We start from the raw sequence: 13,732 nt of genomic DNA, 5'->3' as shown, positions 1-13,732 counted from the left end.
TCGGATCGCTGACGCGAACGAGCCCATTCTGCACGGGGCGATCCCGATCGGCTTCGAGGACGAAAAGTTTGCCTCGTCACGTTCGGGATGCTCGCCTCTCGGGGCGATCACCGACCACCCGGTGACTGCTGTCATGTTCAGTCGAATGGAACGGCACCAAGACAAGTATGGCAAAAATACGCAGTTTTAAAGACATGACGGATTCCATGTTCTAGGGTTGTTTTGAAGAGGTGATCCTTTCTCAACGAGGTTCCTGGAGCGGCCTCTTCTTTTTTAAGCGGTTGCAAGCAACAAGCAGAGTTTGGTCGACACGGGTCTCAAGTCCGCACGATCACCGTTCACTTTCCTGTTTCGCCGTTCGTATTTGGATCCTGCTCAGTTCGGCTGTTTCTCGTGATCTCGATGTCGAGGGGATGGATCCCGTAGCTACCGCTCAGGGAGGGCGATCGCGATGCACCATTGGCAAGATCAACACCATGAGACCGCAACGCCGACGGGCCACGTTCGTTACAGTCGGAGCACTTGAAGGCCGGGTCTTGATGGCCGCACAGCCGGTCACCGGCGTTTGGCTTGGCCAGGATGGCCACGACCTGGTTGGGTGGACGCAGACGGCTGCTCCGAACGGCGTCCAGGACATGCATATCCGGATCGATAATCTCCCCGCGGATCGCACGGTCACCAAGGTGGTCACGCTCGGCGATGGTGGCGGACAGTGGATCGACAACGGCCCGTGGGGAGGACCCGACCGAGGCTGGGTCCAGCAACCCGGAGCGACGACGGCCGACCTCTATCTCGATCCCTATATGGTCGAGAAGGGGCGCATGTTCTTCGTTAACATCTACTACGATGACGGAACGAGCACCGTTGCCTATGTTCCAGGGGGGACGGCCGATCCCAACCTCCGGATGCCGAGCGCCACGGCCAACGTGCAATGGCTTGGCCAGGATGGGCAGGACCAGACCGGGCCGGGTGCCGGAGTTGGTCCGGACGGGATCCAGGATATTCATCTCGCGCTCGCCAACCTGTCGTCGCAGTTTGCGGTGACGGCATTGACCGTGAGCGCCCCGGCAGGGGGAGGATGGAGCTTCGGGAACAACCCGGGAGGACTCGCGAACGCAGAGCTTCAGACGCGGGGCAGTGATCTGACCAAGGCTGACCTTTATTTCAACCCGATCCCGGGAATGACCGGTCAGGTGCTGACGCTCAATATCGTCTATGCCGATGGCAAGTCCGAAGTCCTTACGGTTGTTGCGGGTGCTTCAGACCCAGGGTTACGCATGCCAACCGTGGCGCCTATCGTCGTCACCTGGGGGACGATCGGCGCGAGCTGGGTCGGACAGGATGGTCTGAACCCGATCAGCCCCGGGGATGTTCATGTGACCGTGACGGGGTTGCCGACGGGGAGGTCGGTGGTTTCCGCAACGCTCAGCAATGAAGCACGGAGTAATTGGGCCTATCAGGCCAACAACGGCTCGAGCGGTTGGGTGGATCCGTTCGCCGGTCGCCTCACGTTTCAACGGTCGACGACCGACGCCTCGCGTGCCGAACTCGGATTCACGCCGAACCGCGACGAAACCGGTGGCTTGATGACTCTACGCGTGGTGCTCGATGACGGCAGCATCTACGCCGTCCAGTTCGCCGGGGGGGCCGTCGATCTCGGAAAGCTGGCCCCCGTGGCCGCGCCGACCTCGATTGTGGCCAGGCCGGGCGACGACCTTGTCAGCCTGGTCAATCAATACGGATCCATCTATCTCAGTGCCGGCATCTATCAGGTCAACCAACCGTTGGTGCTCAACCGCCCGATCATCATTACGGCCGCGCCGGGCGCGACGATCCTGTTTGCGCAAGCGGCGAGCGACCCGGTCTGGACGACCGCGATCAACATCGGGTGCGGAAATACGACCTTGGATGGTTTCTCGGTCCGGTTCGCGGGACCGATCCGTTGGCTTACCGGAACCGACACGCTGGCATCCGTCATCGGCACGCCCAATCCGAGGACCCCACTGGTCAATCTCCGTTTGACTCACCTCGACTTGATGTCGCCTCCGGCCGCGACCCCCTGGGAAGGTGCGATCAACCTGGTCTGGATGACTCGGGCCCAGAGTGGTGTGATCGCCGACAATGTCCTTAAGGGAGGATTGACGGAGCTCACCGGTGGGCCCTGGCTCGTGACGGGGAACAACTATCAGGGCACCGTTCCCAACACGTCCGCGGATGGGGTGTTTGTCCTCCATTATAGTCACGACGTGCTCATCGCGAACAACACGGCCCAGCCCGTCGGTGCGTCGGGGAAAACCTGGCGATTTCTGGTGATGACCGGATCCGGGTATCGCGACCTGGTTCGTAACAACAACGTCGTCGGCATCGGTCCGATGGACAATGACACCGTCGCCCACCCGAACGCGCCCGAGATCATCCTGACCGAGTCCTACAAACTCCATTACGAAGGGGTTGTCTCGTCCGTCTCAACCGATGGTCGGGTCGTGCAAATCCCCTATCTCCAAGGATCAGGGGCGACGACCGGGGATGTCATCTCGATTCTCTCGGGCCCTGAAGCCGGTCAGTGGCGGTTGATCGCCCAGGCCCTCAGCCCCACGAGCTATTTGCTCAACGCTCCGATGTCGCCGGGGAACAGCCTGATCTCGATCTCGACGGGATTCATTCTGGAGACTTACCAAGCCAATACGGTCGACGCGCGCGGCAGCTCGATCGCCGAGGATATGATCTTGGCGGGCAATCACTTCGGGACCAAGGTCCTCGACAACCACTTTCTTGGCGGCAACCACGGGTTGCGGATCGCGGCCACCGCGTCCGAATCGCCGGTGCGGTGGGGATGGAGTCGCGCGCCGTTCCTCGGCGCAACCGTCCAGGGGAACACTTTCGAGGACAATCGGAGCGCCGCCGTCTTTGAAGTCGAGGAGGGTCCTTATACGAAGCGAACCGCGGATCGAACGTACATGTCACTCGCGTTTATTGACAATGCGATTGTGTGGAGCGATGCGTTCTTGGCGGCCCGGGCCCAGGCGAACCTCGGTCTGCCCACGACCTTCGAGGGCGGAAACTCGCAATCGACCGACCCATCCGGGCTCGTGGTCACGGCCAGCGGGAATACCTTCAAGGGGCCGGCAAGCCTGCGTTCGACCGTCACCTGGATGGCTTACGCGGCCACACTCAACGGCCAGCGCGTCACCAATCAATCGGTGGCTCTGCTCCCAACGATTACGCTCACTGCTCCGACCGGCCTCGGGCTCGTCCACGATACCGGTGTGAGTGCAACGGATGGCATCACCAATGACAGTCACCTCCGGTTCGACACCGTGGCAGGCGCAGTCGGCTATGAATATTCTTTGAGCGGTACCCCGGATTCGTTCCAAGCCGTACCGTCGCCTGCGTCGTTCGTTCCCAACGGGATCGGCCAGGGATCGAATACGGTTTACGTCCGCGCGTTCGACTCCAGCGGCAACCGCGGGCCGACAGCCTTTGTCGTCATGATTTACGACTCGATCGCGCCCGGGGCCGTGACCAACCTGATCGCGTTCCAGGATGGCCGCGTGCAATTCGATGCGTCCGGGCCGGATGACCTGCACGAGTATCGACTGGGTGGCTCAGGAACCTATCTCTTCCTGGGTAGCGCCACGCAATTCTCGACCGCGGACTTGCTCAAGGGACCTCGGACCGTCCAGGTGCATGCGATCGACCTGGCCGGGAACGTGGGCCCCGACTCAATCACCACGATCGTGCCGCGTTGGGTTTCCGTCGACCGTGAACCAACGGCCAACGAAATCCCGGCGCCCGTCGCGACACAGCCTTCGGTCCCGTCGCAAGCGAAACCTGATCAATCCAACGTCGTCGTTGCGACAACCCCGAACGTGCCGCCGGCTGGGACTCCGGCCGCGCTCCAGAGAATGCACGGACACCGTTGGATCCGCCTCGCCCAGTTCAGGGCCCAGCACCGACGGATTTCACCGGCGGCTCCGAAGGGGGCCGGCACTCGCTCGCAACTCGCCCCTCCGTCGGCCGAGGCAAACCACGGTCCCGCCGGATTGAGGCAGCGGTTGCGCTCACTGCTCCAGTGGAAGCAGAGTCAGAAGAACCATCGCTGAAGGGGACGGGTGGCGACGTGCTGTTCTCCAGAGACCGTCGCCCCATCGCTCAGCCTGGCCGAACCGAGCTCAACGCTCGTTGAGAATCTTTTGCGTGATCTCTCGCTCGCAGATTTTGCACCACTTCCAGCGATTCTGACCGATCGTCTCGTCGAGGTGGACCTTGGCGATGCTGATCGACCGATACCAAATCGCGACTTCTTCGTCGCCAACTTTGTCGAGCTTGGCACAACGGGCGAAGTGCAGGAGATTCGTACCTGCCTTGATCGCCTTCTTCTTCGCATCCTCCAATGGAATGGAGCCATGGAAAATGAAGCCGATCGCTTCAAGGCGAGCCTCATCGAGCTCGTCCGACGAATCGAGGGGGCGGACCCCCGCCTGATCCTGAATGGGCATAGTGGGTTCCCGTTCCCAACACCTTGCTGCACCGCGTATTACGGGCTCAAATGTATCGAAAATCACTTCGCATGGCAAGGCCGACACGTCGACTCCTTCCTGTCGGCGCGGTTGTAGCGAGGGTGAAAGACGGGGTAAGCTGGAGCCGCCAAAGGGAACATTAATGTTGGTGTCTTGCAGCGTCCCGACTTCAGGAACCCGTTGAACTTGATCCGCGAAACCGTCAGTCATCTTCGCGACCTGCCTCGCTACCGCCAGATCTTGGCGTCCCTGATGCGCTACGGCTATCAAGACGTGGTCGCGGCTCTCCATCTTGAAGGAATCGTTCGCCCAATCGAGCGGGTGGCACTGGGCGATGATGTTCCTCCCCAGGACCGCGCTCGGCGCTTGCGGATGGTCTGCGAGGACCTTGGTCCGACCTTCGTGAAACTCGGCCAAGTCCTCAGTACACGGCACGACCTCCTCCCCGAAGCTTATACGACCGAGCTCGCTGCACTTCGCGATGAGGTTCGCCCCTTTCCCTCCGATGAGGCCGAGGCGATCCTCAAGGAGGAATTTGGCCGGCCTCCCGCCGAAGTTTTCGCCCGGATCGATCCGGTGCCGATTGCCTCCGCGTCAATCTCCCAGGTCCATCGCGCGACCCTGCACGACGGCCGCCTCGTCGCGCTCAAGATCCGTAGGCCAGGGATCGAGAAGGTGGTCCATGCCGATCTCGACATCCTCAAGAACCTGGCTCAACTGGCGGAGGGCCGACTCGCTTTTCTGACGCCGTATGCTCCGGTCGCCTTGGTCCGGGAGTTCGAACGGACCTTGAAACGCGAAATGGATTTCACCATCGAACGGCGCACCATGGAACGGTGCCGACGCCAATTTGCCAAGAACAAGACCGCCCATATCCCCTACATCGTCGCCGAATTCTCAACGCCCCGGGTCCTGGCCATGGAGTTCATCGGCGGCGTCGGCGTCAACGACCGGGAGGGGTTGCGGCGAATCGGTGTCGACCCCGCGGTGGCGGCCGTCCGTGGAGCCCGGATCCTGCTCACCCAGATCTTTGAGTATGGATTTTTTCATGCCGATCCCCACCCTGGCAATCTCCGTGTCTTGCCCGGTGGCGTGATTGCGCCCCTCGATTACGGCATGTTCGGACAGCTTGATTCGCGCACCCGGGAACGCATCGCCGACCTGCTCAGCGGGTTACTTTCCCAGGACACCGACCGTGTGATTCGGGCCTTGAATGCGCTGGAGATCCGTGGAGAGCAAGTCGATTCGCGTGCGTTGAGGCGTGACGTCGCCGAGCTCGTTGCCTCCTACTCCGACATGTCGCTCGACACGATTGACCTGGGGGTATTGCTCCGCGAGCTCATTGTGTTCATCAGGACGCACGACCTGCACATCCCTCCCGAATTGGTGCTCCTGATTCGCTCCTTGGTTACGATTGAAGGAGTCGGACGTGCCCTCGACCCGCACTTCGACATCGCCGGCGAGCTCTATCCGTTCATCCGGGATCTTTCGTTGAAGCGATTCGGGCCGTGGCGAATGCTCGGGACCAGCATTCGGACGGCTGAGGACGTCCAGCGGATCGCCACGCTCCTGCCGGACGTCCTTGGCCAATCCCTCGAGTCGATCAAACGAGGGAAGCTGACAGTCCACTTCGATCTCCAGCACTTTGAGAACCTGGTGAGGCAACTGACCCGGGCGAGCCATTTCCTCACCGTGGGCATCGTGCTCGCGGGTCTGTTGGTTGGCTCAGCGATGATCCTCCACGTCGGGTCAGCATCGCTCGCCTACGGCGGTCTCTCCATCGGACTCGTGCTGGGCCTCTGGCTCCTTTGGTCGATGTCGCGATCGTAACAGGCAACATCGGCATGTGGAGATGGCGACCGCCAATCCATGCCTCACCGGCCTGGAGGCCGACCAAGTGGCAGCGGCGGGCGAGTCGATCGTGAATCATCCGTGTTGTTCCGCACAATTTGCCTGGGTGTGATGAGAATCAACCGTTCGCTCAACGCGGATTGAGGGCCGACCCCACGCACATGACTCCCCAGGCTGAGGACCAGGCTGGATCCCTCAGGAACGTCACACTTCCCCGTCGAGTACGAGTAAAAGACCGCTCCCGGGTCGCTCGAAGGTCCAGTCTGGCCTGTGATGAGTGTCGGCTCACTGACCAGGACCGTGAGACGCGTCGCCTTGAGTAAGTGCATCCCACTGACATTGACCTGGACCCCAGCATCCTTTTTCCGTTCGCCTTCACGTACTTTCGCGATCCGCTTCATCTGGCCGGAGGCGTTTTGGAGATTTCCGGGTCTGTTGATAACGAATGCATGAGCGTTTTCGAAAGCCGTGACCTTTGGTGCCTGGACAAGGTTCGAGTTGGCCTCATCGCGCATCTGTTCGATGAAAACGAGGAGGGCCGACTGGTCAATGAGCCAACCGTTCATGCCCGTCTGCGGGTCGAGCGCCGTGAGCTGTCCCTGGAGTTGCAGACGCCAAGCGTCGGGTTCACGCTCGACAAACCGCACCTCGTAGGAGATCTCGCGAACGGCCTCATTCATCGGCGGAGAGGCAGGGACCGGGAGTGGCACCAGAGTCGTGTCCTCACGCAAACGGGTGTCCTGCTTCACCTCCAAGGAAGGCCCTGAGGGTGGGCGGGACGGCGAAGGCTGCTCCTCGGCGAATCCGATGGAGGCGGCCACGAGGGCCACGGCGACGGCCGAAACCAAGGCGACGATGGGCCAAGCCTGAGGGCGGGAACGAATGGGCGTCATGCCAATGAGCTCCTGAATGCGGGGAAGAAGTGACGAACTCTCACCCCCGAACGCCGCACCGATTCGGCGTGGCAGCGGGGGACCGACACGGAGGCGTGCCACGGACTCCAGGGCCCTGGCCAGCGCCATCGGATCGCCAGTGAGACGCACCGCGAGAGCGTCGGCGCAGAGTTCACGCTGGTAGCGGAGGGACCGCGACAGCCAATGGACCCCGGGGTGAAAAAAGAGCAGGGATTCCAGGATCCGTTGCGCCAAGTTTACGAGGTGGTCGGACCGCCGTGCGTGGGCCAATTCATGAGCGAGAACGGCCTCGAGCGAATCGGTTCCGGCAGTGGCGAGCCAGCGTTCCGGCAGCAAGATGACGGGGCGGAACAAACCGCAGAGGCAGGGTTCGTCCAGGGTCAGGTGGACTCGGATCGCCGGGATGATCCTGAGTCGCAAGAGTCGACCAAGCCGTTGGACCCGCTCGTCCACCGACCGAGGCGCAGGCGCTGCATCCCGACAGAGTTGATGCAATCCTTTTATGCCGAGAGCCAGCACCGTCGACAGCCCAAGCACGACCAATGCCCAAGCCATAAGGGCATAGGGCCGAATCACGCGTGCAACGACGACCACGCGATCACGTGTCAGGTCCAGGACCTGAAGCAACCGGATCGCATGCGAAATTCCTCCGGAGTTCGGAGCCTTGCCAAGCGGGGGAGCACCCCGCAGTCGGCCCGTCGAATCTCCTGGCACGATCACGGCAGTCGTCGCCGCACTCACGGAGTCGCCTGTGGAGTGACGCACGGCCGTGAGGTATTGGACGGCCGTGAGAACAAGGGGGCTGAACGCGACCACGCCGAGGGCCAAGAGCAGAGCCGCGTGACGCGATCGGTGCGATCTCACCCACTGAGTCTGGAAGCCCCATGAAACGAGAGCGGCCATAACAAGTCCGAGCCAGATGCTGTGAAGCAGCCCGAGCCAGACCAAGCCCCCGATCAACCCCTGGAGCGCTTCGGTCGCGAGCGTTTGCATGGATCACCTCCTTCCTTGGTTTCACTGGCGCGGCGGTCCTCGTACCCGTCGAGGAGCGACCGAATCTGGTCGAGCTCATCGGCCGACGGCGTGGACTGGTCGAGCAGGTGGGCGACGAGCAGACTGGCCGAACCACTGTAGGCCCGCTCGAGCGTTTCACTCAGCAGAGACCGGAGCGTCTGCTCACGCGGCAACACCGGTTCGTAAAGAAACGCACGCCCCTGAGGCGAACGTCGTAGTAGGCCCTTCTCCGTCATGACATTCATGAGGCTCATGACCGAGGTATAGGCCCGGGGCGACTCGGACTGCTGGTTCACAACCTCCAGGATGTCCCGCACCGTCGCTGGAGCGTTGCGTTCCCAAAGCGTCTTGAGGATCTCCAGCTCGGCGGGGGTCGGCTGTTCGGCGCGTGGACGTGCCATAAGGGCGATGACTCCCGGCTTCGGAACATGTTCTCAGGTGACACGAAGCAGTCTACGGGTTTAGCCGTAGTAATCAACGGCAAAACCCGTAGTCGCGGAGCCAGTCCGCGCGGAGCACTCGCATGGGATCATTGGAAGTGTGGAACGAGTGGGTGAGCCATGAGGTGGCGGCGATGGTTGTGTCGGTCGCTTTCCGGCGGACCGACGTCGGGAGCGGAGAGTTCCGCAAGTGCGGCGAGTGGGATGATCAGTCCAAAGCAGTGCCCTCGCGTACGTATCCATGCGGAGTACGCGATCACGGTTTTGCTTGTTCTTTTTTTTGAGAGATGGCCGCCCAGGCCGGGCGACCGTCAGAGCCCACCGAAGAGCATTGACGATCGCCTCGTTGGGGCTAGGGAAGGCGTGAAAAATGATTCTGCCCCAGCCAAGTCAGGGGGTCGCCGAGGCGCCCTGGATCACGGTCTTGGGTGCGGGGGTCGCACTTGAAGGGGGCGGCGGGAGCGTCGGCGCTTGCGAGGACGGCTCGTGCGTGAGCAGATCGGTGAGCTGGAAGGCGTGGTAGGGCTGGGAGGCGGCCGGTGCGCCGTCCTTGGCGGCGTTGGCGACCCAGAAACGGCTCGACTTGGTTTCGAAGAGTACGCTATGAAGATTCGACTTCATAGCCACAGGTCGATCCATCAACGCCCGCGCGGAGTCGGCGTCGAACGTCCCGAAACCCGATTGGACCCGGCGTGCGAGTTCTTCGTAGCGGTCACCGGCCGAGAGCAGCACGGCGTCCTTGATGGCGTGCGGAAGTCGGGGATGAGTTCCTCCCATCGGAACGACGCCGAAGGTGTTCCAGGAGGCTTCCATGCCCACGCCCTTGCCGGTCTTGCCGTCGGCAATCACGTAGTAATATTCACAGGTCCGAGGGTTATCGCGAAAGACGGCGATCGCCTGGTCGAGGTCGTCGGCCTGTTCAAGCACCATCCGGACCAGGAAGGCCATTGGAATCCCGTCCCAGTGGCCGAGACCGCGGCCTCCCATCTCGCCGATCGAAACTTGCCGAGCGTTCATACCGGTCACCGATCCGATGAACCCCGCATAGGTGACGTTCACGAACGGGATCTTTCCCTCCGGTTCGGCAATCACCAGTACGGCATGATCCTGAAGCCGCCAGTCGCAGCCGTAGTCGAGGATCCGGCCGTGATAGAGGGTCCCGTCCTTCGTCGCCGAGCCGCTGAGCGCGAACCCGGAGCAGTGAAAGAGCTCGGGGATGAAGTTGGCGACGGTGACTTCCTGGACGTCGAGGTCCGCCCCGGCGGCCATTCCACGGAGTTCCTCGTAGAACCGCTCAGGGATGAACTTCTTCTGGGTGGCCGCGATCCCGCCGATCGCTCGCTTGGGGTTCAGGAGTTTGACACCGGCCACCTCGAGCTTCAGCTCGTTCGCCTTCTCTTCGAAGAGAAAGCGTACGTTTTCCCGGATATCGTCCTTGAGCAGGGCTCCGTGCTGATAGCCCATCTCAAACGGAGTCCCCTTGAGGTGGAGCACCCGGTAGCCGTTGACTTCCTCGAGGAATCCGGCCCCGCAGCGGCCGATCGTCTTGGTCTCGGCATGGAGGGGCGCGACCGCCCAGACGACCAATAGCAGAGTCATCCCGATCGTGCGAATCGACGCTCGAAGCATTGTCCGGTCTCCTAAACGCTCCAGGAAAAGCCGTTGCTCGCCCCGCGCCGCAGCGCGATCGCCCGCGCCATTATTCACGCGCGGGCGATCGAAAGGGAGACCGATCCGGATCATTCCCACTCAATCGTGCCAGGGGGCTTGCTCGTGACGTCATAGACGACCCGATTGATCCCCTTGACAGAGTTGATGATCCGCGTGGAAGCACGCGCGAGCAGGTCGTGCGGCAGACGCGACCAGTCGGCCGTCATGAAGTCGTCGGTGTCGACCGAACGCAGCGCGATGGCGTTCTCGTAGGTCCGGCCGTCCCCCATGACGCCCACGGATTGGACGGGGAGGAGCACGGCGAACGCTTGCGCGACCTGACGTTCGAGACCCGCCTTGCGGAGCTCGTCGAGAAAGATCGAATCCGCCTGGCGGAGCACTTCGAGACGTTCGGCGTTGATGGTCCCGAGGCAACGGACCGCCAGTCCGGGACCGGGGAACGGATGTCTCCAGACGAGACTATCGGGGAGTCCGAGCTCGATGCCAAGCCGGCGGACCTCATCCTTGAAGAGGTCCCGAAGCGGCTCGATCAACTCGAATCCGAGCTCCGCGGGCAGGCCGCCGACGTTGTGGTGATGCTTGATCGTCGCGGCCGGACCATCGCGGTCGCCGCCGCTCTCGATCACATCGGGGTAGAGAGTGCCTTGAGCGAGGTACCGAGCCGCCGGAATCGACTTCGCTTCCTCGCGGAAAACGTCAACGAAGGTGTGGCCGATCCGGATCCGCTTCTCTTGAGGGTCGCTGACCCCGTCGAGAGCATGGAGAAACTGCGCGGTCGCGTCGACCACGCGGAGCTCCGCGTTCGAGTGGGCTCCGAACGCTTCGGCAACCGCGGTACGCTCGCCGGCGCGGAGCAGTCCGTTATCCACGAAGACGCAGACCACCCGCGGCCCGAGCGCTTTCGCCAACAGGGCGGCCGCGACCGCTGAGTCGACTCCCCCGGAGAGGCCGCAGACGACTCGATCGTTGGGCCCGACCCGCTCCCGAATCTCAACGATCGAGCGTTCGATGAACGCTTCCATCGTCCAGGTCCCGCGGCTCTTGCAGATCCTATCGAGAAAATTGCCGAGGATCAAGGCGCCATACGGCGTGTGAGCGACCTCGGGATGGAATTGGAGCCCATACACCGGTCGTGTCTTATGACGAACGGCGGCCACGGGGCAAGTCGACGTTGTGGCCAAGGCCACGAAGTCGTCGCCAACGTCGTGGACCTGATCGCCGTGACTCATCCAGACGGTCGTCGACTCGGGGACCGCATGAAAGAGATCTTCCGCGTGGTTGAGCACTTTCAGCTCAGCCCGGCCATACTCGCCGGCAGGGCAGGGGCGCACGGTCCCGCCCATGGCTTCGCAGGCCAACTGCATGCCATAGCAGATCCCGAGGATCGGCACCCCCAGCTCGAACAGCCCGGGATCGCATCGAGGCGCTCCCTGTTCGTAGACGCTCGACGGCCCTCCGGAGAGGATAATCGCCATGGGGTTCAGTTCGCGGGCTCGCTCGACCGTCAGGTCATGACGCACGATCCGGGCGAACGCATGGCGTTCCCGAACTCGCCGAGCAATGAGCTGGACGTACTGCGATCCGAAATCAACGACCAGGACTGGACGATCGGCGGGGTCCGGGCGCTCCATGAGCGTCGTCATCTCCCTCTGGACGAGAAAGTCTCGTTCGAGACCAAAACGTCAGTCTACCACTCTCACGGCCCGGCGCACATCAAAAGAATCGAAGCGTCCGAGAATTACGTGGTCGTGGCGAGTCTGATTCGTGTGGCCCGGATTGCGTTCAGCTTGGTTTCACTTTTGGCGGAGGATCCTGTTCTGGCCAAGGGTCGAGGGGGATCACCTCACCACTCTCGACGTCATGAAAGCTGACGGTGAGTGCCGTCAGGTCGACGAGGGCGAACGTCCGTGAACTGTTCTTGACCACGGGCATCGACACGACCGAGCCTGGGTTGACCACAAGCCCTCGATCGCAACGAAACCACATTGGCTCATGGGTATGACCGACCACGAGGAGGTTGGCGCCGAGATCCGCGAGCGTTGCGCGAAGCCACGACGGCGGGTGAGTTCGCCGTTGGATGAACTCCATGTCACTGCGCGGCGAGCCGTGGACGATGACGCCAATTTGACGGAGGTCGGCGACGACCAGGTCGAAGGGAAGGGCGGCAAGCGCCTGGAGCGTGCCCGCGCTCGGCGTCCCGCCGCCGAACTCATCGGGGACACCGAGCCCGCGCTCGAGGGCCCAACGGTCGTGGTTCCCTCGCACCGAGGCGATTTGACGTTGCTCGAGAAAGGTAACCACGCGATCGGGGTAGGGGCCATAACCGACGAGGTCGCCTGCGCAGACGATTCGATCGGCTCCCATGATCGTCAAATGCGACCAGGCGAGTTCCAGAGCGATCGGATCGCCGTGGATGTCGGAGATCAGGCCGAGTTTCACAAGGTCCCTTTCACTTCGGGGCCGACTGGGCGGCCTGAGCAGCGAGCTCGGCCGAGCGCTTGGTGGCCGCCTCGACCGCGTCGATCAGAGCGGCCCGGATCGACCCGCGCTCCAGGGCGTGCAGTCCCGCGATCGTGGTGCCCCCAGGGCTCGTGACCTGATCCTTGAGCGTCCCCGTGTGCAGGCCGGTCTCAAGCACCATCTGGGCGGCCCCCAGGACCGTCTGAGCGGCCAGGGCCGTTGCCACGTCACGCGGTAAGCCGACCCGGACCCCACCGTCGGAAAGCGCCTCGATGATCACGTAGACGAACGCCGGACCACTTCCTGAGAGTCCCGTTACCGCATCCAAGAGCGTCTCGGGAACACGATAGGCAAGGCCGACCGACTCGAGGCAAGACCGAACGACCTGATCGTCCGATTCCCGCGCACCAGGACCGAGGCAATATCCCGCGGCCCCCGCGCCGACCAGCGCCGGTGTATTCGGCATCACCCGCGCCAACCTGCGATCCGCACCAAGCCCGGCGGCCAAGGTGCCGAGCGAAACCCCCGCCGCGATCGAGATCAGCAGATGGTCCGGCGTCACCGTCGCTCGAAGCGTTTGGAGGACCTCCGACATGCTTTGCGGCTTGACCGCCAGGATCAGGACGTCGCTCTGGCGAGCGACTTGTTCATTGGTGGCGCAGACCGTAATGCCGGTTTCCTGGGCGATCCAGGCGCGGGCTGATTCGATCGGATCACTGGCGAAGATGGTTTCCGGGGTGGCGATCCCCGCGCGAAGCATTCCGCGAATCAAGGCGGTGGCCATTTTCCCCGCGCCAATGAATCCCCAGCGCAGCGGCGTCGTGTTCGTCGTGTTCATCAGACCTCGTTCACAAAGAGAGCC

The 13,732-nt window shown here is 62.5% G+C and carries 9 protein-coding genes; 2 read left to right on the top strand and 7 right to left on the bottom strand.

Annotated features, from left to right (window positions below; all coding sequences use genetic code 11):
• The first annotated feature begins 476 nt into the window (after positions 1-476).
• Positions 477-4,103 carry an Ig-like domain-containing protein gene (locus tag BUS42_RS33785; protein WP_143206602.1) on the top strand — a complete coding sequence of 1,209 codons (3,627 nt, stop codon included), beginning with the start codon at positions 477-479 and terminating at the stop codon, positions 4,101-4,103.
• Positions 4,104-4,172: 69 nt separating this feature from the next.
• On the opposite strand, the gene BUS42_RS45660 is transcribed toward BUS42_RS33785, so the two are convergent.
• Positions 4,173-4,730, bottom strand: a complete 558-nt coding sequence (locus BUS42_RS45660) for a hypothetical protein (RefSeq protein WP_254053970.1) — start codon at positions 4,728-4,730, stop codon at positions 4,173-4,175.
• Between BUS42_RS45660 and BUS42_RS33775 the strand changes: the two genes are divergently transcribed.
• Positions 4,707-6,350 carry an ABC1 kinase family protein gene (locus BUS42_RS33775; protein WP_074315660.1) on the top strand — a complete coding sequence of 548 codons (1,644 nt, stop codon included), beginning with the start codon at positions 4,707-4,709 and terminating at the stop codon, positions 6,348-6,350. The genes BUS42_RS45660 and BUS42_RS33775 overlap by 24 nt on opposite strands.
• 44 nt (positions 6,351-6,394) lie before the next feature.
• Here the strand turns inward: BUS42_RS33775 and BUS42_RS33770 are convergent, their stop codons facing one another.
• The 6 genes from BUS42_RS33770 to proC all read right to left on the bottom strand — a co-directional run bounded on the left by BUS42_RS33770 (position 6,395) and on the right by proC (position 13,708).
• On the bottom strand, positions 6,395-8,278 hold the full coding sequence (locus BUS42_RS33770) for a M56 family metallopeptidase (protein ID WP_074314474.1): 1,884 nt from the start codon (positions 8,276-8,278) through the stop codon (positions 6,395-6,397).
• On the bottom strand, positions 8,242-8,700 hold the full coding sequence (locus BUS42_RS33765; protein ID WP_074314471.1) for a BlaI/MecI/CopY family transcriptional regulator: 459 nt from the start codon (positions 8,698-8,700) through the stop codon (positions 8,242-8,244). Before BUS42_RS33765 ends, BUS42_RS33770 begins: the two co-directional genes overlap by 37 nt.
• A gap of 429 nt (positions 8,701-9,129) precedes the next feature.
• Positions 9,130-10,368 carry a C45 family autoproteolytic acyltransferase/hydolase gene (locus tag BUS42_RS33760; RefSeq protein WP_074315658.1) on the bottom strand — a complete coding sequence of 413 codons (1,239 nt, stop codon included), beginning with the start codon at positions 10,366-10,368 and terminating at the stop codon, positions 9,130-9,132.
• A gap of 110 nt (positions 10,369-10,478) precedes the next feature.
• Complete coding sequence (gene guaA, locus BUS42_RS33755) at positions 10,479-12,041, bottom strand: glutamine-hydrolyzing GMP synthase (RefSeq protein ID WP_074315656.1); 1,563 nt, start codon at positions 12,039-12,041, stop codon at positions 10,479-10,481.
• Between the two features lie 151 nt (positions 12,042-12,192).
• Positions 12,193-12,849 carry a metallophosphoesterase family protein gene (locus BUS42_RS33750; RefSeq protein WP_074314469.1) on the bottom strand — a complete coding sequence of 219 codons (657 nt, stop codon included), beginning with the start codon at positions 12,847-12,849 and terminating at the stop codon, positions 12,193-12,195.
• Between the two features lie 10 nt (positions 12,850-12,859).
• Positions 12,860-13,708, bottom strand: coding sequence for a pyrroline-5-carboxylate reductase (proC, locus tag BUS42_RS33745; RefSeq protein ID WP_074314467.1), 849 nt, complete (start codon positions 13,706-13,708; stop codon positions 12,860-12,862).
• Between the last annotated feature and the right edge of the window lie 24 nt (positions 13,709-13,732).

It is taken from the genome of Singulisphaera sp. GP187, from assembly GCF_900129635.1.
Taxonomy (GTDB): Bacteria; Planctomycetota; Planctomycetia; order Isosphaerales; family Isosphaeraceae; genus Singulisphaera.
Note: the sequence above shows the minus strand (reverse complement) of the source record. Positions and strands in the feature narration are given on the sequence as shown.

Bases quoted from the DNA above. Each gene is read 5' to 3' on its own strand.
- BUS42_RS33785 (WP_143206602.1), top strand. From the start codon at position 477: ATGAGACCGCAACGCCGACGGGCCACGTTCGTTACAGTCGGAGCACTT.
- BUS42_RS45660 (WP_254053970.1), bottom strand. From the start codon at position 4,730: ATGACTGACGGTTTCGCGGATCAAGTTCAACGGGTTCCTGAAGTCGGG.
- BUS42_RS33770 (WP_074314474.1), bottom strand. From the start codon at position 8,278: ATGCAAACGCTCGCGACCGAAGCGCTCCAGGGGTTGATCGGGGGCTTG.
- BUS42_RS33765 (WP_074314471.1), bottom strand. From the start codon at position 8,700: ATGGCACGTCCACGCGCCGAACAGCCGACCCCCGCCGAGCTGGAGATC.
- BUS42_RS33760 (WP_074315658.1), bottom strand. From the start codon at position 10,368: ATGCTTCGAGCGTCGATTCGCACGATCGGGATGACTCTGCTATTGGTC.
- guaA (WP_074315656.1), bottom strand. From the start codon at position 12,041: ATGGAGCGCCCGGACCCCGCCGATCGTCCAGTCCTGGTCGTTGATTTC.
- proC (WP_074314467.1), bottom strand. From the start codon at position 13,708: ATGAACACGACGAACACGACGCCGCTGCGCTGGGGATTCATTGGCGCG.